At 75.3% G+C, this 23,836-nt stretch carries 18 protein-coding genes; 13 read left to right on the forward strand and 5 right to left on the reverse strand.

Going from position 1 to position 23,836, the window contains the following annotated elements; translation table 11 throughout:
- Positions 1-28 precede the first annotated feature (28 nt).
- On the reverse strand, positions 29-940 hold the full coding sequence (locus tag ACIF6F_RS06890; protein ID WP_399942329.1) for an SDR family oxidoreductase: 912 nt from the start codon (positions 938-940) through the stop codon (positions 29-31).
- A gap of 208 nt (positions 941-1,148) precedes the next feature.
- Between ACIF6F_RS06890 and ACIF6F_RS06895 the strand changes: the two genes are divergently transcribed.
- Both ACIF6F_RS06895 and ACIF6F_RS06900 read left to right on the forward strand, forming a co-directional pair.
- Positions 1,149-1,562, forward strand: a complete 414-nt coding sequence (locus ACIF6F_RS06895) for a MarR family winged helix-turn-helix transcriptional regulator (RefSeq protein ID WP_399942332.1) — start codon at positions 1,149-1,151, stop codon at positions 1,560-1,562.
- A gap of 1,256 nt (positions 1,563-2,818) precedes the next feature.
- A complete protein-coding gene (locus tag ACIF6F_RS06900; RefSeq protein WP_399942335.1) occupies positions 2,819-3,727 on the forward strand; it encodes a universal stress protein in 909 nt (302 codons plus the stop codon).
- Positions 3,728-4,247: 520 nt separating this feature from the next.
- Here ACIF6F_RS06900 and ACIF6F_RS06905 read toward each other — a convergent pair.
- Both ACIF6F_RS06905 and ACIF6F_RS06910 read right to left on the reverse strand, forming a co-directional pair.
- The gene (locus ACIF6F_RS06905) at positions 4,248-5,021 is read right to left on the reverse strand and encodes a response regulator (RefSeq protein ID WP_399942338.1); all 774 of its coding nucleotides are present in this window, start codon (positions 5,019-5,021) and stop codon (positions 4,248-4,250) included.
- A gap of 146 nt (positions 5,022-5,167) precedes the next feature.
- Positions 5,168-5,632 carry a Crp/Fnr family transcriptional regulator gene (locus tag ACIF6F_RS06910; protein WP_399942341.1) on the reverse strand — a complete coding sequence of 155 codons (465 nt, stop codon included), beginning with the start codon at positions 5,630-5,632 and terminating at the stop codon, positions 5,168-5,170.
- Positions 5,633-5,963: 331 nt separating this feature from the next.
- On the opposite strand from ACIF6F_RS06910, the gene ACIF6F_RS06915 reads away from it, so the two are divergent.
- From ACIF6F_RS06915 to ACIF6F_RS06950, 8 genes are all read left to right on the forward strand, one after another.
- Positions 5,964-7,721, forward strand: a complete 1,758-nt coding sequence (locus ACIF6F_RS06915; RefSeq protein ID WP_399942344.1) for a SulP family inorganic anion transporter — start codon at positions 5,964-5,966, stop codon at positions 7,719-7,721.
- Between the two features lie 65 nt (positions 7,722-7,786).
- Entirely contained in the window at positions 7,787-8,149 is a 363-nt protein-coding gene (locus ACIF6F_RS06920; protein ID WP_399942347.1) for a hypothetical protein, read from the forward strand.
- Positions 8,146-10,461, forward strand: coding sequence for a caspase family protein (locus ACIF6F_RS06925; protein ID WP_399942350.1), 2,316 nt, complete (start codon positions 8,146-8,148; stop codon positions 10,459-10,461). Before ACIF6F_RS06920 ends, ACIF6F_RS06925 begins: the two co-directional genes overlap by 4 nt.
- A gap of 81 nt (positions 10,462-10,542) precedes the next feature.
- Positions 10,543-11,010 carry a hypothetical protein gene (locus ACIF6F_RS06930; protein WP_399942353.1) on the forward strand — a complete coding sequence of 156 codons (468 nt, stop codon included), beginning with the start codon at positions 10,543-10,545 and terminating at the stop codon, positions 11,008-11,010.
- A 29-nt stretch (positions 11,011-11,039) separates the two neighbouring features.
- On the forward strand, positions 11,040-11,993 hold the full coding sequence (locus ACIF6F_RS06935) for an oxygenase MpaB family protein (RefSeq protein WP_399942356.1): 954 nt from the start codon (positions 11,040-11,042) through the stop codon (positions 11,991-11,993).
- Positions 11,966-14,512 (forward strand): tetratricopeptide repeat protein, encoded by a 2,547-nt coding sequence (locus ACIF6F_RS06940; protein WP_399942359.1) that lies wholly within the window; start codon positions 11,966-11,968, stop codon positions 14,510-14,512. The genes ACIF6F_RS06935 and ACIF6F_RS06940 overlap by 28 nt, the downstream gene beginning before the upstream one ends.
- Before the next feature lie 109 nt (positions 14,513-14,621).
- Positions 14,622-16,205 carry a phytoene desaturase family protein gene (locus ACIF6F_RS06945; RefSeq protein ID WP_399942362.1) on the forward strand — a complete coding sequence of 528 codons (1,584 nt, stop codon included), beginning with the start codon at positions 14,622-14,624 and terminating at the stop codon, positions 16,203-16,205.
- Positions 16,206-16,348: 143 nt separating this feature from the next.
- Complete coding sequence (locus ACIF6F_RS06950) at positions 16,349-17,041, forward strand: DUF5701 family protein (RefSeq protein WP_399942365.1); 693 nt, start codon at positions 16,349-16,351, stop codon at positions 17,039-17,041.
- 58 nt (positions 17,042-17,099) lie between these two features.
- On the opposite strand, the gene ACIF6F_RS06955 is transcribed toward ACIF6F_RS06950, so the two are convergent.
- Positions 17,100-17,801 (reverse strand): YoaK family protein, encoded by a 702-nt coding sequence (locus tag ACIF6F_RS06955; protein WP_399942368.1) that lies wholly within the window; start codon positions 17,799-17,801, stop codon positions 17,100-17,102.
- Positions 17,802-17,897: 96 nt separating this feature from the next.
- Positions 17,898-19,817 carry a serine hydrolase gene (locus ACIF6F_RS06960; RefSeq protein WP_399942371.1) on the reverse strand — a complete coding sequence of 640 codons (1,920 nt, stop codon included), beginning with the start codon at positions 19,815-19,817 and terminating at the stop codon, positions 17,898-17,900.
- Between the two features lie 145 nt (positions 19,818-19,962).
- Between ACIF6F_RS06960 and ACIF6F_RS06965 the strand changes: the two genes are divergently transcribed.
- Genes ACIF6F_RS06965 through ACIF6F_RS06975 form a run of 3 tightly spaced genes read left to right on the forward strand, consistent with a single transcriptional unit; the run spans position 19,963 to position 23,808 of the window.
- A complete protein-coding gene (locus ACIF6F_RS06965) occupies positions 19,963-21,069 on the forward strand; it encodes an NAD(P)H-dependent flavin oxidoreductase (RefSeq protein ID WP_399942374.1) in 1,107 nt (368 codons plus the stop codon).
- 13 nt (positions 21,070-21,082) lie between these two features.
- On the forward strand, positions 21,083-22,645 hold the full coding sequence (locus tag ACIF6F_RS06970) for an acyl-CoA synthetase (protein WP_399942377.1): 1,563 nt from the start codon (positions 21,083-21,085) through the stop codon (positions 22,643-22,645).
- A 59-nt stretch (positions 22,646-22,704) separates the two neighbouring features.
- Positions 22,705-23,808, forward strand: coding sequence for a calcium:proton antiporter (locus tag ACIF6F_RS06975; protein ID WP_399942380.1), 1,104 nt, complete (start codon positions 22,705-22,707; stop codon positions 23,806-23,808).
- The last annotated feature ends 28 nt before the right edge of the window (positions 23,809-23,836 follow it).

The following is a 23,836-nucleotide window of genomic DNA, read 5'->3' on the forward strand; positions in this document are numbered from 1 at the left end:
GGTGCGGTCGTGCGCGAGGCCGGCCACGTCACGCCTCCGGAGCCTGGGGTGCGGGGATGCCGTACGTCTCGGGCTCGGCGCCGACGCCGGCCGGCCACTCGGCGGCGATGGCGCCGGCGCTCCAGCCGCCGTCGGCGAAGGCGACGGCCTTCTCCTTGGGGTGCGCCCACAGGGCGAGGCGGTCGCCGCCGATGCCGATGGCCTGCCCGGTCACCCCGGCGGAGTCGTCCGAGGCCAGGAAGGTGATCAGCGCGGCGACGTCCTCGACGGTGCCCAGGCCCTCGCTCTTGCGCAGCCAGTCCGGCAGCGGCTCGCCCGTGCGCTCCGACTCCTCGATGACGGGCGCGAACGCCGGGATGGTCCTGGTCATCTCGGTGGCGGCGACGGGGACGACGGCGTTGACGGTGATGCCGGCCCGGCCCAGTTCCATGGCCCAGGTACGCGCCATGGCGACGATGCCGGCCTTGGCGGCGGCGTAGTTGGTCTGGCCGAAGTTGCCGCGCTGTCCGGCGGGGGAGGAGATGAGGACGAGCCGGCCGCCGGTGCCCTGTTCGCGCATGCGGACGGCCGCCGCGCGGGCGCAGGTGAAGGTGCCGCGGAGGTGGACGCGGACCACGTCGTCGAAGTCGTCGTCGGTCATCTTCCACAGCACGCGGTCGCGCAGGATGCCGGCGTTGGTGACGAGCACGTCCAGGCGTCCGTACGTGCCGACGGCGGCGTCCACCAGCTGCTGGGCCGCCTCGGCGTCGCCCACCGCGGCGACGACGCCGGTGGCCGTGCCGCCCCGGGACGTGATCGAGGCGACGGCGGCGTCGACGACGGCCCGGTCGACGTCGTTGACCACGACGGCGGCACCGGCGGCGGCGAGGGCCTGCGCGTATGCCAGCCCGAGACCGCGCCCGCTGCCGGTGACGACGGCGACCTTGCCCTGAAGATCCATGAGGGGTACCTCGCGTAAAGGGGGAGGGGGCCTGCCGGAGCGCGCCGGCCCGCGGCGCGATCGACAGGAATCCTGATGAACGTCAGTCTGGGTAATCAACAGGATTCCTGTCAATGGCCTAAGGTGGGGGCGTGCCGCCGCCGCGGTGGCGCGCGCTGCGGCGGCCGCACGGTCGCCCGCCGCGGACCGCCGACACGGGAGGACGGACGTGAGCACCTCGCTGCTCTACCTGGTCAAGAGGACCGAACTGGCAGTGCGCGCCCGGCTCGACGAGCTGCTCAGGCCCGCCGGGATCACGGCGCTGCAGTACACCGCCCTGACCGTGCTGGAGCGGCACGACGGCATCTCCGCCGCCCAGCTCGCCCGCGACTCGTTCGTCACCGCCCAGTCGATGGCGGACATGGTCCGGGCGCTGGAGAGCCGCGGCCTGATCCGCCGCGAGCCCAACCCGGCCAACCGCCGGGAACGCCTCATCCTGCTCGCCGAACCGGGGCGCGCCCTGCTGGCCGAGTACGCCGGCCCGGCCCGCGCGCTGGAGCGGCGGATGGTCGCCGACCTGACCGCCGACCAGACCGCTGCGTTCCGCGAAGCCCTGGTCGTGGCATGGCGGGCCCTGTCGTGAGCCGGGGTCCGGTCGTGCCGACGGCCCCGGCCCTCTGAGGGCCGGGGCCGCCGCCGGTCACACGTCGGAGCGCCCGCAGACGTGTCCGCGCCGCACCCGGGAGCGCGCTCCGGCCCGCACGGGCCGGGGGGCCCAGCGGCCGCGGTGCGTCCGGCGCGCCGGCGGGCCGTACGGCGACTGCCAGGCCGGCCGGCCGGAGTGACGCGGGCCGTCCGCGCGCTGAAGCCGCTCCGCGCAGCCCGGGCAGCGGCGGAGGGCGAAGGAGAAGGAGCTGGGGAGGAAGGTGGCGACCGCCACCCGGTTCTGCGACAAGGAGATGCACCGGTTCCAGTGAGAAAGACCGCAGCGGAAAGGGGCACGGCGCACCGGCGGTGCGACGCGCGACGGATCAGCGCTCAGGGGGTCTCACACGGAGTACAACGGCATCTCCTCCAAAGGGTGTTGCGGGCGGGAGCACGCTAACCGCACCCGGGAGCCCGGCTCCACCGGTTTTCGGCCGGGCTCTTCCCGCGCCCCGGCCGGGTCCTTCCCGCGCCCCGGCCGGGCTCGTCCCGCGCCCCGGCCGGGCTCGTCCCGCGCCCCGGCCGGGCTCGTCCCGCGCCCCGGCCGGGTCCTTCCCGCACCCCGGCCGGGTCCTTCCCGCACCCCGGCCGGGCTCGTCCCGCGCCCTATCCGCCCGTGGCGCGGTAGCGGTCGACGGTGATGCCCACCGGGCCGTCGTCCGGGTCCGCCGCGAGCACGCGCGGTCAGGTCCCGGCCGCCGTCCCCGCGGACGCAGAAGGACCGGCCGGCCAGCTCCGCGAGGTCCAGGGTGGTGACCGGCCGGGTGTCCAGGCCTTCCAGGCAGGCGGCCGGGGTGAGGCGGGCGTCCGGCGCGGCGTACGCGTCGTTGTCGTCGGCCGGCACCAACTCGCCCTCGGACCGGCCGGGGAACCACTCCGCGGTCCCGTCGGGCACGACCCGCCCGGTCTCCAGGTCGAACTCGTAGCTCTGGTCGGGTGAGACCAGCCGCGTCCCCGCGTACACGGTGGTGGAGCCGGGCGGTGCCTCGGGTGCCCGGAGGGCGGTCCCCGAAGCGGCAGTGACCCGCCCGGCGCGACCCCGCGCGGCCCGGGCCGCGCGGCCCGGGCCGCGCCCGGGGGCCGCCGATGAGGACCTTCGGCCCCCGCGGCGGCCCCGGGCGGCCCTCCCCGGCCGGGACCCCCGGTGACAGCGTGGGAGGTGTCCCCCCATCGGACCCTCGGTTGGGAGTAGCCGTGGAAAGCACCCTCCGCACCCCGGACACCAGCTCCGTCGTCGTCGGCGTGGACGGCTCGGGACCGGCCCGCACGGCCGCCCTCTGGGCCGCAGGCGAGGCCGTACGACGCGATCGCCCCCTGCACGTCGTCCACGCGGCCGACACCGACTTCAGAGGCTCCTACCTGTCCGCAGCCGCCGCCGAAGAGGTCCGCTCCGAGGGCCGGCAGCTGCTGGAGGAGACGGCGAAGGCCGTCGCCGCCGAACACCCCGGCGTCCACCTCACCACGGAGTTCAGCCAGGCCGACGCCGTCACCGCCCTCCACCGCGCGGCCGGCCCGCACGGCACCATCGTGGTCGGCAACCGCGGACGCGGCGGTTTCGCCTCCCTCCTGCTCGGCTCCGTCGGGCTGGACACCGCCGCAGCCGCCAGGACCCCGGTCGTCGTGGTCCGGGGCGCCGAGGCCACGGCGGAACACGAGACCGTCCTGGTCGCCGTACGGGACGCCGGTGACCTCCCCTGCGCCCGGTACGCCGCCCGCGAGGCCGAGCTGCGCAAGGGGTCCCTGCGCCTCCTGCACGTGTGGAACACGCTGCAGTCCGTGGGCCAGATGGTCACCATGCTCGACGGCATGGACGAGGCCGCCGCCCGGCACGTGGAGATCCTCATGGACGTCGCGGAGATCATCCGCGGTGAGTTCCCCGGCCTGACGGTCGAGGCCGACGCCGAGTCGAGCTCCTCCGTGGCGGGCGTCCTCGTCGAGGCCTCCGGGCGGGCGGGCCTGCTGGTCATGGGCGGCCGCCGGGCCTCGGCACGCCTCGGACTCGGCCGCAACCTCGGCCGGGTCACCCACAGCCTGGTCCACCACGCGCTCTGCCCGGTCATGCTCCTCCCGCGGTCCGGCGACGGCCCGCGCGACTCCTCGTAGCCCCACCGCACGGCCCGGCCCGTACCCGCCGCCGGCCCGCCGCCCGCCCGCAGCCCCTCACAGGTCCGGTCCCGCCGGACGGGAAAGCCCTCCCGCCGTGGCCACGGTGAAGGGGGCGACGCGCTCCACCACGGCCGGCCGGAGGCGGGAGACGGGCGCAGAGGGCGGGTCCGCTGCCAAGGACGTCACCGGCGCGGACATTGGGAGTGCTCCACCTGATCGGCCCCCCGCCGGCGAGCTGCGCGGCTCGCCCGCGCTGGGGGAGGGCGTCGAGGCCCACCGCGACCGACGCGCGGGTCACCGTACAGCCCGGGCGCTGGGCGGGCTTCGGCCCCACCGTCGCCGTCACCGTCGGTACGCAGGAGAGGCTCAGCGGCGTCATGATGCCGGCCCGCCGCCGGGGCCGGCCGCCCTTCGCCACCACACCGGTGGCCGACGGCGCCCTCACCGTCACCGTGACCGACGACGGCAGCGGCCTGCTCCCGGGCGGCCCGGCGGGGTGCAGAGGGCCCCGGCCGCGCTACCGGACGTGCCCGTGCTCGGGCCCTTCTCCGTGTCCCTGTCCCTGCCCCTGCGCGTGACCTTGGCCCCCGTGCCCAGGATCGTGGCCGTGGCCGTGCTCGTGGAGCACCTCGGCGGCGATCACGGCCGCCTGCACCCGCCGCTCGACGCCCAGCTTGCCCATCAGCCGCGAGATGTGGTTCTTCACGGTCTTCTCGGACAGGTACAGCCGCTGCGCGATCTCCCGGTTGGTCAGCCCCTCGCCGATCAGTTCCAGCACGTCCCGCTCCCGCTCCGAGAGCGGCGCCAGCCGCGCGTCCTCCGGTTCCCGCACCGCCTCCGGATCCCGCAGCGAGCGCATCAGCCGGGCGGTGGTGGCCGGGTCCAGCATCGACTGGCCGGCGGCGACCGTCCGTACCGCGGCGACCAGGTCGGAGCCCTTGATCTGCTTGAGGACGTACCCGGCAGCCCCGGCCATGATCGCGTCCAGCAGGGCGTCCTCGTCGTCGAACGAGGTCAGCATCAGACAGGCCAGCCCGGGCATCCGGGACCGCAGCTCCCGGCACACCGAGACGCCGTCCCCGTCGGGCAGCCGCACGTCGAGCACGGCCACGTCCGGGCGCAGCGCCGGGCCGCGGGCCAGCGCCTGCTGCGCCGTACCCGCCTCGCCGACCACACTGATGTCCGGCTCGGCGTCCAGCAGGTCCCGCAGCCCGCGCCGCACGATCTCGTGGTCGTCGAGCAGGAACACCCTGACCGGCGTCCCGGCGGAGACCTTCGGCTCGTCCGACATGATCTCCCCTGCCTCGGCCCGCGCTGTCCGCTTCCCTCCGCATTGTCCCAGGAACCCGCCCCACCGCGCCCCCAGGCCCCGCCGCCGGCCGGCAGATGTCCCGCGAGGGCGACCTCCTCCTCCGCGGCGCGGGGCGCCGTCGCAGGTCAGAGAAGACTGCCGCTGCCGTACGGCGCGTACAGGTCGAGCAGCCGCACCCGGGCCGCCTGCAGCCGGTGTGCCAGAACCTGGCCCACCCAGTGCCCGAGCGCCGAGCCGAAGGCGGTGTCGGCGTCCATCAGCCTCCGCACGGCCGCCGCGTCGAACTCGTACGCGCGGACGGGGGTCGCGGCCTCGGCGCCCAGCCGCCAGGTGTACGGCCGGAACAGCCACGAACAGCCGACCAGCTCGCCCGGGCCGAGGGTTTCGATGACGGCCGCGCGCCGGCCCGGCACGTGCACGTCGAGGGTCACGGTGCCGGTCCTGACGATCCAGAACCGGTCGGCCCGTCCGCCCTCGCGGAACAGCCGGGTGCCCTCGTCGAAGTTCACCTCGCGGGCCGCTTCCATCAGACGGGTGCGGAAGTCCGCGGGCAGCGCGGCGTTGATGCGGATGGGGGACGGAGTGCTCATGGCGGGCCTCCCGGGTTCGGGTCCGGTCTCCAGTCTTGGTCACGGCACCGCCCCGTGCATGGGCCCTCCGGCCCCGTCCGGGGACCCGATCGGCCCATGTCCCGGTACGACCGGGCACCGGGCACGCCGTGGGGGCAGCCGGGCCCGCGCCGCCGGGGGCACCATGGTGCGGCACCCGCCCGCGAACCACCCGGAAATCGACCCGGAAACCCGACCGGAAGCCCGATCGGTAATCCGGCCAAGAACCCCAACCGGAACCCCAACCGGAACCCCGACCGGAAGTCCGGCCGCGAACCCCGCCCGGAACCCGCCCGCGAACCCCGGAGGTGCCATGCCCGTGCCCGGACGGACCAGGACCACCGCCGTCCCACCCGCCTTCCGCGGCTACCGGAAGGCCTGGCTGCGCGGCGACCTGCTCGCCGGAACCACCGTCGCCGCCTACCTCGTCCCCCAGGTCATGGCCTACGCGGCGGTGGCGGGCCTGCCGCCCGTCGCCGGCCTGTGGGCCGCACTCCCCGCGCTCGTCCTCTACGCCCTGAGCGGCACCTCCCGGCTGCTGTCCGTCGGCCCGGAGTCCACCACCGCCCTCATGACCGCCGTCGCCGTGGGCCCCCTGGCCGCCGGCGATCCCGGGCGCTACGCGGCCCTCGCCGCCGCCCTGGCGGTCGTCGTCGGCCTGCTCTGCCTGGCCGCCTGGGCCGTCCGCCTCGGCTTCCTCGCCGACCTGCTCTCCCGGCCGGTCCTCGTGGGCTACCTGACCGGGCTCGCCTTCATCATGATCGTCGACCAGCTGCCCCGCCTCACCGGGACGGAGGGCGGCGGATCCGGCTTCTTCCCCCAGCTGCTCGGGTTCCTCGGCCGGCTCGACGAGGCGCACCCGGCCACCCTCGCCCTGTCCGCCGGGTGCCTGCTCCTGCTGTTCACCCTGCCCCTGCTCCGGCGCGGGCTCCCCGGTCCGCTCCTCGTCCTCGTCCTCGCCACCGCCGCGGTGGCCGCCTTCGGCCTCGACGAGGGCCCGGACGGCGTCGCCGTCATCGGCGCCGTCCCGGCCGGCCTGCCCGGCTTCGCCCTGCCAGCTCCGGAGGACGTCGCCGACCTGGCCCTGCCGGCCGTCGGGGTCCTCCTCGTCGGCTACACCGACGTCGTCCTGACCGGCCGGGCCTTCGCCCGCCGGGACGACCCCCACCCCCTCGACGCCAACCGGGAGCTGCTCGCCCTCGGCGCGGCCAACCTGGGCGCCGGAGCGCTGCACGGCTTCCCCGTCAGCAGCAGCGCCAGCCGCACCGCCCTCGCCGACTCGGCCGGTGCCCGCACCCAGGCGTACTCCCTCGCCGGCGCCGCCTGCGTGGCCGCCGTCCTGCTCTTCCTCGGCCCCCTCCTGGCGCACACCCCGGCCGCCGTCCTCGGCGCGATCGTCGTCTACGCCGCCGTACGCCTCGTCGAGATCGGCGAGTTCCGCCGGCTCGCCGCATTCCGCCGGCGCGAACTCCTGCTCGCCGTCGGCTGCGCCCTCGGCGTCCTCGGCCTCGGCATCCTGTACGGCGTCCTGGTCGCCGTCGCCCTGTCCGTCATCGACCTGCTCGCCAGGGTCGCCCGCCCGCACGACGCCGTCCTCGGCATCGTCCCCGGGCTGGCCGGCATGCACGACGTCGACGACCACCCGACCGCCCGCACCATCCCCGGCCTGCTCGTCTACCGCTACGACTCCCCGCTGTTCTTCGCCAACGCCGAGGACTTCCGCCGGCGCGCCCTGGCCGCCGTGGACGCGCAGGACGAGCGGGGCGAGCCGGTGCGCTGGTTCGTGCTGAACACCGAGGCCAACATCGAGGCCGACATCACCGCCCTCGACGCCGTCGAGGCCCTCCGCTCCGAACTCGCCGGACGCGGCGTCGTGTTCGCCCTCGCCCGCGTCAAACACGAGCTGCGCCTGCTGCTCGACGCGTACGGTCTCACCGAGGCCGTCGGCCCCGACCGCATCCACCCCACCCTCCCCACGGCCGTCGCGGCGTACGAGGCCTGGCGGGCCGCATCAGGACCGCGGGACGGCACGGCTCCTTCCGGGGACGCGGACGACGGTCCGGGACCGTGAACCGGCTGCGGGGGAGCGGAGGTTGTGCCATGGTGACGGGGACCGCGAAACGGGGGACCGGCACCATGCGCATCAGCATCGACAACCACGGGGACGACCAGTCCGACGGGGCTTCCGAGGACGAACTGCGGTCGCTCCACCAGTGGTTGCTCGACAACCCGGAGATCCGGCGCCAGGCCGGCATCGAACTGGGCGGAGAACCGGGTCCCGCGGGATCCATGGGCGGACCGCTGGAGTACGTCCAGCTCGTCATGGACTCCGGGTTCGGCCTCGCCAACCTCGCCCTCGCCGTGGTCACCTGGCGCTCCACCCGCCCCCGCCCGCCCGCCGTCACGTTCGAGCGCGACGGCGTCACCGTCACGCTGACGGGGGAGGATCCGGAGGCGGCGGCCCGCCTGCTCGAAGCGCTCACGCGCACCGACGCATGAGCGGACCGCCGTGGCCGGAGCGGTCCCGCGCGGTGCTCATCGGCGTCAGCGAGTACGACCACCTCGAAGCTCTGCCCGGCGTCAAGGCCAACGTGCAGGACCTCGCCGCCGAGCTGCGGGACCCCGCGGTGTGGGGGCTCGCAGCCGAACACTGCACTGTCACCTGTGACCCGGCAACGTCGACGCAGGCCCTCGTGCCCCTGCGCGCCGCCGTGCGCGAGGCCCGCGACACACTGCTCGTCTACTACTCCGGCCACGGCCTCATCGACCCCGACCGCGGCGGACTCTGGCTGGGCCTGCCCGGCTCCCGCACCGGCGAGGACGACACCGTCCTCCTGTACGACTCGGTCCGCCGCGCATTGCTCCGCAGCCGTGCCGAGCGCACGATCGTCGTCCTCGACTGCTGCTACGGCGGCCGTGCCCTCGGCATGATGAGCGCCGCCGAGTCCACCACCGCCCTGGCCGACAGCGCCGAAATCAAGGGCACCTACCTGATCGCCGCCGCCGGCGAGTCCGTCCGAGCCCTCGCCCCGCCCGGCGAACGCAACACCGCTTTCACCGGCGAACTCCTCACCCTCCTCCGTGGCGGCGTCCCCGACGGCCCCACCGTGATCCGCCTCGACGAACTCACGGACCTCCTCACCACGGCCCTCCGCTCCCGCTCCCGCCCCGAACCCCAGACCCGCGACCGCAACGGGGTGGGCAAGCTCCGGATGTTCCGCAACCGCGCGTACAGCCCGCCGGCGGACGGCATCAGGCTTCCCGGCACCCGGTACGAGGTCACGGGCCCCGCCGAGAGGAGCGACGGCGAGGCCGAGAACATCCCCGGACGGGACACCCTGTTCGACCGCCCGGTCACCATCCGTGTCATGCGGCCGGACCTGGCCGCCGACCCCGCCATGCGGGAGAGGTTCGTCGACCGGATGCGCGCGCGGGCCCGCCTCAACCACCCCTCGCTGGCCGTGGTGCTCGACTGGGGCGAGGTGAAGCAGTCCCGGGTCAGCTGCCCGTATTTCATCACGGAGAGCCTCGGCGGCGGCACCCTCGCCGAGTGGACGCAGCCCCACTCGTACCCGTACCTCGTCGTGCGGACCGCGCTGGAAGTCCTGGAGGCACTGGAGCACGCCCACCGCGAGGGCGTGTCCGGCTGGTACCTCTCGACCGACCGCCTGCGCCTCACCACCACCGGCCACGTCAAGATCGTCGACCACTACGGCGGGCCGTCCCCGGCCTCTCCCACCGACGACGTCGCCGCCGTGGGCGAGCTGCTCCACTCCCTGCTCGGCAGCCCCGTGCCCGCCACGCCCGCGACCGTGCCCGGCGACCTGGCGGCCGTCGTCGCACGTGCGCGCCGCCACGGCTACGCCACGGCGGCCGACATGTCCCACGCCCTGGAGCGTCCGACCGGCCGGGTCGTCCCCGTGCCCGGCCCCCGGCCCAGGCAAGGAATCCACGTGCCCGCCACCCCGGCTCCACGGCCCCCGGAACCGCTGTCCTTCCGGGAAGTCCTCCGTTCCGCCGTGGGCAGCCACCCGGGCAGGAACCGCCACCGGAACGAGGACTCGGCCTACGCCGGACCCCGCCTCCTCGCGGTGGCCGACGGCCGACGCGGGGAAGCGGCCGCCGCGGAGGCGGGCCAGGTCGCCAGTGCCGAGGTCATCGCGGAGCTGGACCACGAGCTCAGGCGAGGGCTCACCCGGGAGTCGGTGATCTCGGCGTTCATCATCGCCGCGAAGCGAGCCGACAGGAACCTGGCAGAAATGATCGCCGCGGACCCCGCACTCGGCGGCATGGCCACCACCGTGACCGCCCTCTACCGGTTCGGACCGCACGCGGTGCTGCTGCATTCCGGCGGCAGCACCGCCTTCCGCATGCGGGACGGCCGCCTCAGCCAGCTCACCCCCGACCCCACCGAGCCGCCGTGGCCGGCAGGCGGGATTCCCGCGGCTCCCCAGGGGGACCAGGAGGGGATCCCGGGGGACCGGCGCAGGACACCGCTCCTGTGCGGTATCGGGGACGCCAGGGTGTACACGGCCTCCCTCGCCGTGCGGAGTGGCGACCGGTACCTGCTGTGCACGTCGGGCCTGACGGGCGCCCTCTCCCAGCGCCGCATCCGGGAACTGCTGGCGAAGTCCGAAGGGGCCGAGACCACGGTACGCATGCTCATGGAAGCGGCCTTGACCGGCGGAGGGCACGACAACATCACCTGCGTCGTGGGTGACGTCCTCAGCGCGGACGGCCCCGACGGAGCCGAGGACACGGAGACCCCACCCGTCACGGCCGGCGCCGTCGCCGACACCAGACGCCTCTGACCGGCCCGGACAGGGCGACCGGAACCGATCCGCCCGCCCCCACGTCCCACCCGCACCACGGAAGCGGACGGAAGGCCCCCCATGACCCGCCTGACCCCCACACCCCGCACGACCTCCCGCACCACCCCCCTGCGCCGCCTCGCCCCCCTCGTGCTCGCCGCCGCCCTCACGCTCACCGGCTGCTCCGCCGTCGCCGAAGCCGGAACCAACGGGCCCGACGCCGAGGACCCGCTTCCCGCGCCGGGCGCGGTCGACCGGGACAAGCCCGCACAGGGCCCCGCCCAGGCCAAGCCAGGCACCTGGTACCGGTTCGACCTCTTCACCCACTGCGGCATCAGCACCCTCAAGTTCTCCGGCCGGTACTGGCGCCTCATCCAGATCCGCACCGACCTGGACTCGAACGTGAAGGGCCCCCGCGTGGACTGGACCGCCGACTACACCCCCGGCTACGTGCAGCTGGAATCCGACAAGGTCGCGGTCTTCGAGACGGCGGGACAGCCCCCGCTCGCCTTCGAACCCGGCACCGGACCGGGCCTGCTCTGCAAGTAGCCCCGGCCCGGGAGGGGTAGGTACGGGGAATGAGCGCACCCGAACGCGAGTCTGAAGCCGACCCCGGGCTCTACGGCCCCGGCTCCGTCACCTGGCAGTGCCACGGCGATCCGATCATGTGGCTCGCCGGGGTGCGCGCCCTCTACCTCCAGGCCCTGCACCCCCGCGCCGTACGCGGAGTCGTCGCCAACTCCGACTTCCGCACCGACACCTGGGGACGCCTCTACCGCACCGCCGACTTCGTCGGCACCCTCACCTACGGCACCACCCCGGCCGCCGAGGACGCCGGCGCCCGCGTCCGCCGCATCCACGCCCGGCTCACCGCCACCGACCCGGCCACCGGCGAGACGTTCCGCATCGACGACCCCCACCTCCTCCTCTGGGTGCACTGCGCCCAGATCGACTCCTTCCTCCACGTCCTGCGCCGCTCCGGAGTCCGCCTCACCCCCGCCCAGGCCGACCGCTACGTCGACGAGAACCGCGTCAACGCCCGCCTCGTCGGCCTCGACCCCGCCGACGTCCCGGCCGACACCTCCCAGCTCGCCGCGTACTTCGAGAAGGTGCTCCCCGACCTCGCCGCCGGACCCGACGCCCGCGACGTCGACGCCTTCCTCCGCCACCCGCCCGTCCACCCCCTCCTCGCCCCCGCCCGCGCCCTGGTCTGGCGGCCGCTCGCCGCCCTCGCGTACGCCAGCCTGCCCCCGTACGCCCACCGCCTGTACGGGCGGACCGCGCCCGGTGCCCGCACCGTCACCCGGCGCCTGCGCCTCACCGCGCTCCTGCTGCGCGCCGTCCCCGCACGTCTGCGCTGGCAGCTCCCCCCAGGTCACATCTTGAAGGCAATGGCGCGCCTGGGTCCCGCCACGCGTCCCTCGCCGTACACACTGCGAAGAGCGGCGGCCATACTGGACGGGCCGGGGAGGGCACAGCACGACAACGGGGGCGGCTACACGAGATGGCGGAGTCTGCGGAGAAGAGACTGATCCAGGGCCGTTACCGGCCGCTCGACCTGATCGGGCGCGGGGGCATGGGGGAGGTCTGGCGGGCGCGCGACGAGTCGCTGGGCCGGCAGGTCGCCGTCAAGTGCCTCAAGCCGCTCGGGCCCGACCACGACGCGCACTTCACCCAGGTCCTGCGCGAGCGCTTCCGCCGCGAGGCCCGGGTCGCCGCGTCCCTCCAGCACCGCGGCGTGACCGTCGTCCACGACTTCGGCGACGACAGCGCCGCCGGCGGCCTGCTCTACCTCGTCATGGAACTCCTCGACGGCCGCAACCTCAGCCAGCTGATGGAGAGCGGCGAAGGCCGGCCGCTCCCCGTGGAGGAGGTCGTGGACATCGCGGAGCAGGTCGCCGCGGCCCTCGCGTACACGCACGAGCAGGGCATCGTCCACCGCGACCTCAAGCCGGCCAACATCATGCGGCTCAGCGACGGCACCGTGAAGATCTGCGACTTCGGCATCGCACGGCTCGCCCACGACATCGGCTTCACCGCCAAGCTCACCGGCGGCGGCATGGCCATGGGCACCCCGCACTACATGTCCCCGGAGCAGATCGCCGGCAACGAGGTCGACCACCGCAGCGACCTCTACTCCCTCGGCTGCGTGCTGTACGAGATCGCGACCGGCGCCCCGCCGTTCGACCTCGGCGACTCCTGGTCGATCCTGGTCGGACACCGCGACACCCCGCCCGTGCCGCCGCGCGCCCACCGGGCGGAGCTCCCCGCCTTCTTCGAGGAGGTCGTCCTCGACCTCCTCGCCAAATGCCCCGAGGACCGGCCGGCCGACGCCCGCCGCCTGCACCACCGCATCGCCGCGGCCCGCCGCGCGGCCGCCGGACTCCCGGCCGCCACCCTGCCGCCCCCGGCCCACACCGCGGGCGTTCCCGTCCCCGGCGCCACGGCCGCGCCGACCGTCGCACCGGCATCCGGCCACGTACCGGTACGGGCCGACGCAGCCGTGGGGACCGGCGCACCCGCCCCCGGGCAGGAGCCGCCGCTCCCCGGCTGGACCCACGGCATGCACACCGGCCCCAAGGCCGTGCTGCCGGCGCACGAGTCGGGCGGCTGGAGCGCCGACGCCCTCACCGGCGCCTGGACCGTGGCCCCCGCCTGGCCCGGCGCGGGGACCGCCCCGGCAGCCCCGGCCACCACCGGCACGGGCCCCTCCGCCGGCACCCCCTCCGGCGTCCACGCCGCGTCGCCCTCCGGCGTCCACGCCGCGTCGCCCTCCGGCACCGCGCCCGGCGACCCCCGCGTCCCCGGCCCCCGCACCGCGCCCACGCCCGGACCGGCCACGCCCGGACCGGCCACGCCCGGACCGGCCGCGGCCGCACCCGACCCCGGCCTGCTCGCCGCCCTGGAAAGCCGCCACGGCACGGCCATCAGCCTCGGACGCCTCGGCCGCTGGGCCGAGGCGGGGGAGGTGCACCGGTCCGTCGCGGCGGACCGCGCCGCCGCCCTCGGCCCCGAGCACCCCGACACCCTCGCCAGCCGCTACGAGGTCGCCTTCACCCTCGGCCGCACCGGCCGGGCAGGCGACGCCCTCATCGAGTACGGCAAGGTCGCCGAGGGCCGCCGCCGGGTCCTCGGCCCCGAGCACCCCGACACCCTGGCCGCCCGCCAGGAGATGGCGTTCGTCCTCGGCCGGCTCGGCCGCCACCAGGAGGCCCACGAGCTGTACACCGACGTCCTGGAAGCCCGCGACCGCGTGATGGGCCCCGACCACCCCGACACCCTGCGCTGTCGCCACAACCTGGCCTTCACGCTGTCCCGGCTCGGGCGCCTGGAGGACGCGTACCGGCTGGTCCACGACGTGGCCGCGGCCCGCGGCCGGGTGCTCGGCGCCGACCACCCCGACACGCTCGTCACCCGCTACGAGGCCGGCTACGCCCTCGGCCAGCTCGGCCGCTGGGGCGAGGCGCTCGCCGTGTACCGCGACGTCGCCGCCGCCCGCGAGCGCACCCTCGGCCGCGACCACCCCGACACCCTCGCCACCCGCTACGAGATCGGCATCAGCCTCGGCCGGCTCGGCCGCAGTGCCGAGGCACTCGACCTCTACCGGGACCTGGTCGCCGACCGCACCCGCGCGTACGGCGCCCAGGACCCCGAAACCCTCCGCGCCCGGCACGGCCTCGGCGTCAACCTCGGCCGGCTGGCCCGCTGGGACGAGGCCCTGGCCGAGGCCCGCGAGGTCGCCGCGCTGCGGACCGCGGTCCTCGGCCCCGGCCACCCCGACAGCCTGGTCAGCCGCCGGGAGGTCGCCGTCGCCCTGGGCTGGCTGGGCCGCTGGGCCGAGGCCCTCTCCGCGTACGAGGAGGTCGCCCGCACCCGCGAGCACACCCTGGGCGCCGACCACCCCGACACCCTCGCCGCCCTCAGCGACCAGGCCCACTGCCTGGAACGCCTCTCCCGCGCCCCGGAAGCCGCCGACCTCTACCGCCGCGTGGCCGCCCTCCGAGGCCAGGGCCTCGCCTACGGCAGCCCCCTCCCCCCGGTGGGCGCCTGACCGCGTCTCCGGCGGGAGCGTCCCCGCGCCCGCCGGCGCCGGGCGCGCCCGCCCGCAACGGCGCGCACGCCCTCTGGCCCCCGGTGATCGGCCCGTGTTACGAAGGGCCATGACCGCACGCGCCGAATTCCGCAGGCCCGCCAAGGACGTGTACGACGCCGTGATCGTCGGGGGCGGGCACAACGGCCTGGTGGCCGCCGCCTACCTGGCCCGGGCCGGACGTTCCGTCCTCGTACTCGAACGTCTCGGCCACACCGGCGGGGCCGCCGTCTCCACCCGTCCCTTCGCCGGTGTCGACGCCCGCCTCTCCCGCTACTCCTACCTGGTCTCCCTGCTGCCCCGGAAGATCGTCACCGACCTCGGCCTCTCCTTCGCGGTCCGCAAGCGCACCGTGTCCTCCTACACCCCGGTCACCCGCGACGGCACGCCCACCGGCCTGCTGGTCGGCGGCGGCGAGGAGCGCACCCGCCGCTCCTTCGCCGCCCTCACCGGGTCCGACCGCGAGTACGAGCGGTGGCGCGCCTTCTACGACACCACCCGGCGGGTCGCCGAGCGGGTCTTCCCCACCCTCACCGAGCCGCTGCCCGGCCGCGCCGAACTGCGCGCCCGCGTGGCCGACGACGACGCCTGGCGGATGCTGTTCGAGGAGCCCCTCGGCCGGGCCGTCGAAGAGCACTTCAGCGACGACCTGGTCCGCGGGGTCGTCCTCACCGACGGCCTGATCGGCACGTTCGCCGACGCCCACGACCCGTCCCTGCTCCAGAACCGCTGCTTCCTCTACCACGTCATCGGCGGCGGCACGGGCGACTGGGACGTCCCGGTCGGCGGCATGGGCGCCCTCACCGCCGCCCTCGCCGGGGCCGCCCGGGCCGCCGGCGCCGAGATCGTCACCGGGCACGAGGCCCTGCGCATCGACACCGACGGCGCCGCCGACGCCGGCGTGGTGTACCGCACCGAGCACGGCGAGGGGCAGGTCGCCGCCCGCCAGGTCCTGGTCAACGCCTCGCCCCAGGCCCTGGCCCGGCTGCTCGGCGAGGACCGGCCGGCGCCCGCCGAGGGCGCCCAGCTCAAGGTGAACATGCTGCTGCGCCGGCTGCCGCGGCTCCGCGACCGGCAGGCCGACCCCCGGGAGGCCTTCGCCGGCACCTTCCACATCGCCGAGGGCTACCGCGAACTCGCGGCCGCCCACGCCCAGGCGGCCGCGGGCGAGCTGCCCGCCGCCCCGCCCTCCGAGATCTACTGCCACTCGCTCACCGACCCGACCATCCTCGGGCCGGAGCTGGTCGCGCAGGGGTACCAGACCCTCACCCTGTTCGGACTCCACGCCCCGGCCCGGCTGTTCGAGAAGGACAACGACGGCGCCCGCGACCGGCTCCTCGCCGCCACCCTCGCGCAACTCGACGCCCACCTCGACGAGCCCCTCGCCGACTGCCTGGCCGTCGACGCCGAGGGCCGGCCCTGCATCGAGGCCAAGACCCCGCTGGACCTGGAGCACGAACTGCGCCTCCCCGGCGGCCACATCTTCCACCGCGACCTGGCCTTCCCCTATGCGGAGGCGGCCGAGGGCACCGGCCCCTGGGGCGTCGGCACCGCCCACCCCAACGTCTTCCTCTGCGGCGCGGGCGCCCCGCGCGGCGGCGGCGTGAGCGGCATCCCCGGCCACAACGCCGCGATGGCGGCCCTCGGCCGCTGACCGTGCCGCGCAGCGGAGCGGAGGGGGCGGCGCCGGGCCGCCGGCCGCGGCACCGGGAAACCGCCGCGCGCCGCCGGGAACGACCACGCGTCCCCGGTCGTTGTGCCGGTCCCGCAGTTCCGCGCCGAGAACCGAGGAGTGCCGTGCCCGACACCGCGTCCGCCGACGTCACCGCCGCCCTGCCGTCCGCCGCCGCCCTGCCGTCGCCGACCGCCCAGGCGGAGCGTCTGATCCAGCTGGGAGTGGCCGAGTCGGCCGGCCTGACCGCCGAGGACGTACGGGCCTTCGCCGCCGCCGCGGAGGGCGCCGGGGAGGGCGCCGCGGAGGGCGTACTGCTGGCCGTCCACCCCGACCGCGTGCCCGCCTCGGCCCTCGCCCCGCTGCTGCGCCGCGACGGCAGGCCGGGGTTCGTGGTCGTCGACATGACCGACGTCGACGACTTCGCCCCGTACGGAGTCGAGCTGCCCGACGCCCCGCTCTACCTGGTCACCGGCGTCGACCGCGGCGACCGGATGGCCAACTGGAGCCCTGAGGAGGCGCTGCCCGCCCTCGCCGGGGAGGACCGCACGCCGATGGTGCTCACCGAGGGCCTCCACTGGGTGCTCCAGCAGCCCGCGGTGCTGGACCGCAACCTCTGCTTCATGACCATCGGCTCGCGCCTGCGCAAGCCGAACGGGAAGCCGGACGCCCGTACTCCGGCGATCTGGATCAGCAACGGCACGGGCCGCGACGGCCGCGAGCGCCGCGACGCCCCCAAGGTCGGCTGGTGCTGGTGGGGCAACCGGCACACCTGGCTGGGGTTCGCCTCGGTCACCGGGCGCCGCGCGGACGGCTGAGCACCCGGGGTGCCGGGCCCTGCCGGCGTACGGACGCCACCTGGTCTCCGTACGCCCGTCAGCGCGTGTACACCCGGGGCACGCGCAGGCCCGCCAGCCCGGCCAGGAGGGCCAGGGACGACGCGGTGAGCAGCGGGACGTGCAGGGGGAAGCCGGCGCGGACGAAGGCCGCGCCGGCCACCCCGCCCGCGAACATCGACGCGACCGAGAGGGCGCGCCGGGCGGCGGCCCGCGCCGTGCCGAAGCTCGGGTCGCGTCCGATGAGGGAGCCGCTGAGGAAGCCGGTCATCGCGCGGGTCACGAGCGTGGTCGGCATCCCCGGCACCGCGACGCGCATCGCGGTGACGTTGCGCAGCCCCATGGCGGCCGACAGGACGGCGATGGCGGCCAGGTGACGGCCCGAGGGGGCCGACCGTACGGGTTCCAGGTCCCAGGCGATGGCCGCGGCGGCCGCCACCAGGACGGCCTCGGTCAGCATCGCGATGATCAGCCACCGCAGCCGGTGGGCCTCCAGGCGCCACTCCACGCGCGCGGCGAGGACCGCCCCGAAGACGAAGGCGCCGAGCGAGGTGGCGGGCGCGACGACCGACAGGCCGCCCTCGCCGATGGTGCCGAAGGCGAGGAAGAGCACGTTGCCCGTCTGCATGCCGGTGAACACCGGCCCGCACCCGAGCAGGCTCGCCGCCTCCACGATGCCCGTGGCGACGGTGAGCAGCGCCAGCAGCGGGGCCAGCCCGGCCGTCGGCCTCGTCGTGTCCACCTTCCCCCTCCCGCGTCCGGGTTACGGTGCCGAACAGTCTCGGGCCGGGTGCCGGTCCGGGCCGGGCCGCGGGGGCGGCGGCACGCCGCCGGCCGCTCAGTCGGCCGAACGCGTCCAGCCGGTGGCCCGGATCCGCGCTGCGTCGGCCGGCCGGTCCTCGGCGAAGAGGGTACGGTCGCCCGCGCGGACGCGGAGGGCGTCCACGTACACCCCGCGGCCCACGTACCGTCCTTCGGCGGAGTGGCGGAAGCGCAGCAGCAGTTCGCGCCCCGCCCAGGTGTCCAGCGGGGCGGTCAGCCGGTGCCAGACGCGGCCGGACCAGCCGTCGACCCGGCCCTCGGGCCAGGCCTGGCGGCCGCCGCCGGCGGCGGGGGAGGTGCTGAACGGGACGGGCGCCCAGCTCCGGCCGCCGTCGGCCGAGGCCTCCAGGAGGCAGGAGCCGTCACGCGGGACGGTGTCCCACCACAGGTCACATTGCAATTGCACGCCCGCCACGGCCCCCGCGCCCCCGTCGCCCGCCACGGCCCCCGCGCCCCCGTCGCCCGCGCCCGCCGCTCCCGCCGGCAGCGCGAGCGGCGGCAGCTCCAGCGTCCCGGTGCCGCCCGTCGCCATGCCGGAGAACCACGCCGGCCCGCCGTGCCGGGTGCGCACCGGCACCGCCCGCGCCACCTGGTTCGCCACCGCCACCCGCGGCGCGCTGCCGGCCCGCCAGGTCCGCACCGGGTGCACGGAGTTGCCCAGCAGGATCAGGAAGCTGTCCGTCGACGGGTCCAGCACCATGGAGGTGCCGGTGAACCCGGTGTGCCCGGCCGCGTGGGGCGTGGCCATCGCCCCCATGTACCAGTGCTGGTAGAGCTCGAAGCCCAGCCCGTGGTCGTCCCCGGGGAAGGCGGTGTTGAAGTCGGTGAACAGCAGCTCCACGGAGGCGGCCGACAGGATCCGCGTGCCGTCGTATGTCCCGCCGTCGAGCAGCGCCCGGGCCAGCACCGCCAGGTCCCACGCGGTGCCGAAGACCCCTGCGTGCCCGGCCACGCCCCCCAGGACATGGGCGTTCTCGTCGTGCACCTCGCCCCACACCAGCCCCCGGTCGAGCCCCGACCACGGCGGCCGCGCCACCTCCGTGGCCGCCGTCAGCGGCCGCCACGACTGCGGCGGACGGAACCTGGTGCGCCGCATCCCGAGCGGCGCCGTGATCTCCCTGCGGAGCTGCACGTCCAGCGGGCGCCCGGTGACCCGCTCCAGCAGCAGCTGGAGGGCGATCAGGTTCAGGTCCGAGTAGCGGTAGACGCTGCCCGGAGGGTCCTGCGGCCGTACCGCCCACAGCAGCCCCAGCCGCCCCTCGGGCGTCGTCTCCCGGTAGAAGGGCACCCACGACCGCAGCCCCGAGGTGTGGGTCAGCAGCTGGCGGACCGTGATCCGCTCCTTGCCGCTCCCGGCCGCCTCCGGTCCGCAGAACTCCGGCAGATGCTCCACCACCGGCGCCTCCAGGCCCAGCGCCCCGCGCTCGATCTGCTGCACCGCCAGCACCGAGGTGAACAGCTTCGTCAGCGAGGCCAGGTCGAAGACCGTGTCCCGGGTCATCGCGATCCGGTCCTGGTACGGCAGTTCGCGCGCGGTGTCGGCCCGCCCGTCGTAGTCCCCGTACCGCAGCGCGTCCCCGACCGCCTCGTGCAGCGCCACCGTCCGGCCCCGCCCCGCGAGGACCACGGCACCCGCGTACCAGGGCCGCTCGGGCGAGGGACCGAGGAACCTCCGCGCCTCCTCCGACGCCCGCTCCAGATAAGGCTCCAGCAGTCCGGCCTCGTGCGCCGAGCCGTAGCGCAGGCTGCGCCGGCCCGCCCCGCCCCGCCACCGCGCCGACGCCGTGCCCGGCAGCGACTGGAGGGCCAGCAGCCCGCCCAGCGCCAGCAGCCGCCCGCCCAGCGCCCGCCGGCTCACGCCGTGGCCGGCGCCACCGCGACCGTCCCCGTCACCGCCGGAACCGGGCCCTCCGGACGCCCCCGTGTCCACACCCATGCCGGTCCTCCTCGTCCGCCGCGCAGCCTCCCCCAGTATCTGCCCGCCCTCCGCGCCGGGCCCGCCCCGACCGGGCCGCAAAGAATCTGACACAGTATCAGAAAATCTCTTCCCTCGGCCGCCGCCCTGCGGCATCCTGCCGCCCATGAAGACGGAGCTGAGCACCACACTGGGAGTCGAGCACGCCATCTTCGGCTTCACGCCCTTCCCGGCGGTCGCCGCCGCCATCACCCGCGCGGGCGGCTTCGGGGTCCTCGGCGCGGTCCGCTACACCGCCCCCGACGACCTCGCCCGCGACCTCGACTGGATGCAGGACCACACCGGCGGCAAGCCCTACGGCCTCGACGTCGTCATGCCCGCCAAGAAGGCCGTCGACGGCATCAGCGAAGCCGACATCGAGGCGATGATCCCCGAAGGCCACCGCGCCTTCGTCCGCGAGACCCTCGCCAAACACGGCGTCCCCGAACTCGCCGAGGGCGAGGCCTCCGGCTGGCGCATCACCGGCTGGATGGAACAGGTCGCCCGCAACCAGCTCGACGTCGCCTTCGACTACCCCATCAAACTCCTCGCCAACGCCCTCGGCTCCCCGCCCGCCGACGTCATCCGGCGCGCCCACGACCACGGCGTCCTCGTCGCCGCCCTCGCCGGCAGCGCCAAACACGCCCGCCGCCACGCCGAGGCCGGCATCGACGTCGTCGTCGCCCAGGGCTACGAAGCCGGCGGCCACACCGGCGAGATCGCCTCCATGGTCCTCGTACCCGAGATCGCCGAAGCCGTCGCCCCGCTCCCCGTGCTCGCCGCCGGCGGCATAGGCAGCGGCGAACAGATCGCCGCCGGACTCGCCCTCGGCGCCCAGGGCGCCTGGCTCGGCTCCCTCTGGCTCACCACCACCGAGGCCGACCTCCACTCCCGGGCCCTCACCGAGAAGCTGCTCGCCGCCGGCTCCGGCGACACCGTCCGCTCCCGCGCCCTCACCGGCAAACCCGCCCGCCAACTGCGCACCGAGTGGACCGACGCCTGGGACGACCCGGACGGGCCCGGCGCCCTGCCCATGCCCCTCCAGGGCCTGCTCGTCGCCGAGGCCGTCTCCCGCATCCAGAAGTACGAGGTCGAGCCCCTGCTCGGCACCCCCGTCGGTCAGATCGTCGGCCGCATGAACACCGAACGCAGCGTCCAGGCCGTCTTCGACGACCTCACCCGCGGCTTCGAGAAGGCCATCGACCACATCAACCGCATCGCCGGACGAGCCTGAGGAGCGCGCCACCATGACCGCCCCCGCCACTCAGCCACCCAACGGATTCTGGGCCCAGGCCGCCGCAGACCCCGGCCGCACCGTCCTCGTCACCCCCGACGGCGAGGAGTGGACCGCCGGACGCCTCCACGCCGCCGTCAACCGCCTCACCCACGGCCTGCGCGCCGCCGGCATGGAACGCGGCGACTCCTTCGCCGTCGTCCTCCCCAACGGCGTCGAGTTCTTCACCGCCTACCTCGCCGCCTCCCAGGCCGGCTTCTACCTGGTCCCCGTCAACCACCACCTGGTCGGGCCGGAGATCGCCTGGATCGTCGCCGACTCCGGCGCCAAGGTGCTCATCGCCCACGAGCGGTTCGGCCCGGCCGCCACCGCCGCGGCCGACGAGGCCGGGCTGCCCGGCAGCCACCGGTACGCCGTCGGCGACGTACCCGGCTTCCGCCCGTACGCCGAACTCCTCGACGGACAGCCCGAGTCCGCGCCGGACGGCCGCACCCTCGGCTGGGTGATGAACTACACCTCCGGTACCACCGGCCGCCCCCGCGGCATCCGCCGCCCCCTCCAGGGCAAGCTCCCCGAGGAGACCTACCTCGGCGGCTTCCTCGGCATCTTCGGCATCCGGCCCTTCGACGACAACGTCCACCTGGTCTGCTCGCCGCTCTACCACACGGCGGTCCTCCAGTTCGCCGGTGCCTCGCTGCACATCGGGCACCCCCTGGTCCTGATGGACAAGTGGACCCCCGAGGAGATGCTGCGCCTGATGGACCGCCACCGGTGCACGCACACCCACATGGTGCCCACCCAGTTCCACCGGCTGCTCGCCCTCCCGCAGGCGACCAGGGACGCGTACGACGTCTCCGCCATGCGGCACGCCATCCACGGCGCCGCACCCTGCCCGGACCACGTCAAGCGGGCGATGATCGACTGGTGGGGGAGCTGCGTCGAGGAGTACTACGCCGCCAGCGAGGGCGGCGGCGCCTTCGCCACCGCCGAGGACTGGCTCAAGAAGCCCGGCACCGTCGGCAAGGCCTGGCCCATCAGCGAGCTGGCCGTCTACGACGACGACGGCAACCGGCTGCCCCCGGGCGAACTCGGCACCGTCTACATGAAGATGAGCACCGGCGGCTTCAGCTACCACAAGGACGAGGGCAAGACGCGGAAGAACCGCATCGGCGACTTCTTCACCGTCGGCGACCTCGGCCTGCTCGACGAGGACGGCTACCTCTTCCTGCGCGACCGCAAGATCGACATGATCATCTCGGGCGGGGTCAACATCTACCCGGCCGAGATCGAGTCCGAGCTGCTCACCCATCCGGCCGTCGCCGACGCCGCCGCCTTCGGCATCCCCCACGCGGACTGGGGCGAGGAGGTCAAGGCCGTCGTCGAACCCGCCGAGGGCTTCCAGCCGGGCGAGGCGCTGGCCGCGGAGATCCTCGCGCACTGCGAACGCCGGCTGGCCGGCTACAAGCGCCCCAAGTCCGTGGACTTCATCGGGACCATGCCCCGGGACCCCAACGGCAAGCTCTACAAGCGCCGCCTGCGCGACCCGTACTGGGAGGGCCACGAGCGCGCCATGTGACATACCATCAGGCGTGCGTGATGTGACATTCCACCATCAACCGTGACAGCGTGGCCCGTATGAGTACGGCAACACGCAGGTCACCCGCCACCGACTGGACCGTCGTGGTCCCGCTCCTCGCCCTCGTGGCGCTGATCCTCAGCTGGGGGCGGGACCTGCCCGGGGTGGCCGTGACGGCGGTCGCCCTCTGCCTGGCGGGCGCCGTCCTCGCCGCGGTCCACCACGCCGAGGTCGTGGCGCACCGGGTCGGCGAACCCTTCGGCTCGCTCGTCCTGGCCGTCGCGGTCACCGTCATCGAAGTCGCCCTCATCGTCACCCTGATGGCCGACGGCGGCGACAAGACCGCCACGCTCGCCCGCGACACCGTCTTCGCCGCCGTGATGATCACCTGCAACGGCATCGTCGGCCTGTCCCTGCTCGTCGGCGCCCTCCGCAACCGCGTCGCCGTCTTCAACGCCGAGGGCTCCGGCGCCGCGCTCGCCACCGTCGCCACCCTGGCCACCCTCAGCCTGGTGCTGCCGACCTTCACCACGAGCAAGCCGGGCCCCGAGTTCTCCACGGCCCAGCTCGCCTTCGCGGGCGTGGCCTCCATCTCCCTGTACGGGCTCTTCGTCGCCGTCCAGACCGTCCGCCACCGGGACTACTTCCTGCCGGTGGCCACCGAGTCCGACCGCGGCGACGAGCAGGACCACGCCGAACCGCCCACCGCCCGCGCCGCCCTGATCAGCCTCGGCCTGCTCGTCGTCGCGCTCGTCGCGGTGGTCGGCGACGCCAAGGCCGTCTCGCCGACCATCGAGTCGGTCGTCGCCGACGCCGGTCTGCCGCAGGCCGTCGTCGGCGTGATCATCGCCCTGCTCGTGCTGATGCCCGAGACCCTCGCGGCCGTACGGGCCGCCCGCCGCGACCGGGTGCAGACCAGCATCAACCTCGGCTACGGCTCGGCCATCGCCTCCATCGGCCTCACCATCCCGGCCATCGGCCTGGCCTCGATCTGGCTCTCCGGCCCGCTGGTCCTGGGGCTCGGCCCCACCCACATGGTGCTCCTCGCCCTCACCGTGGTCGTCGGGGCACTCACCGTCGTCCCGGGCCGCGCCACCCTCCTCCAGGGCGGGGTCCACCTGGTCATCCTGGCGGCCTACCTGTTCCTCGCCGTCAGCCCCTGACCCGGCCGCCCCGCCCGGCCCCGCACGC

The sequence above is a fragment of the Streptomyces sp. NPDC086023 genome (assembly GCF_044540325.1).
In the GTDB taxonomy this organism is placed as follows: domain Bacteria; phylum Actinomycetota; class Actinomycetes; order Streptomycetales; family Streptomycetaceae; genus Streptomyces.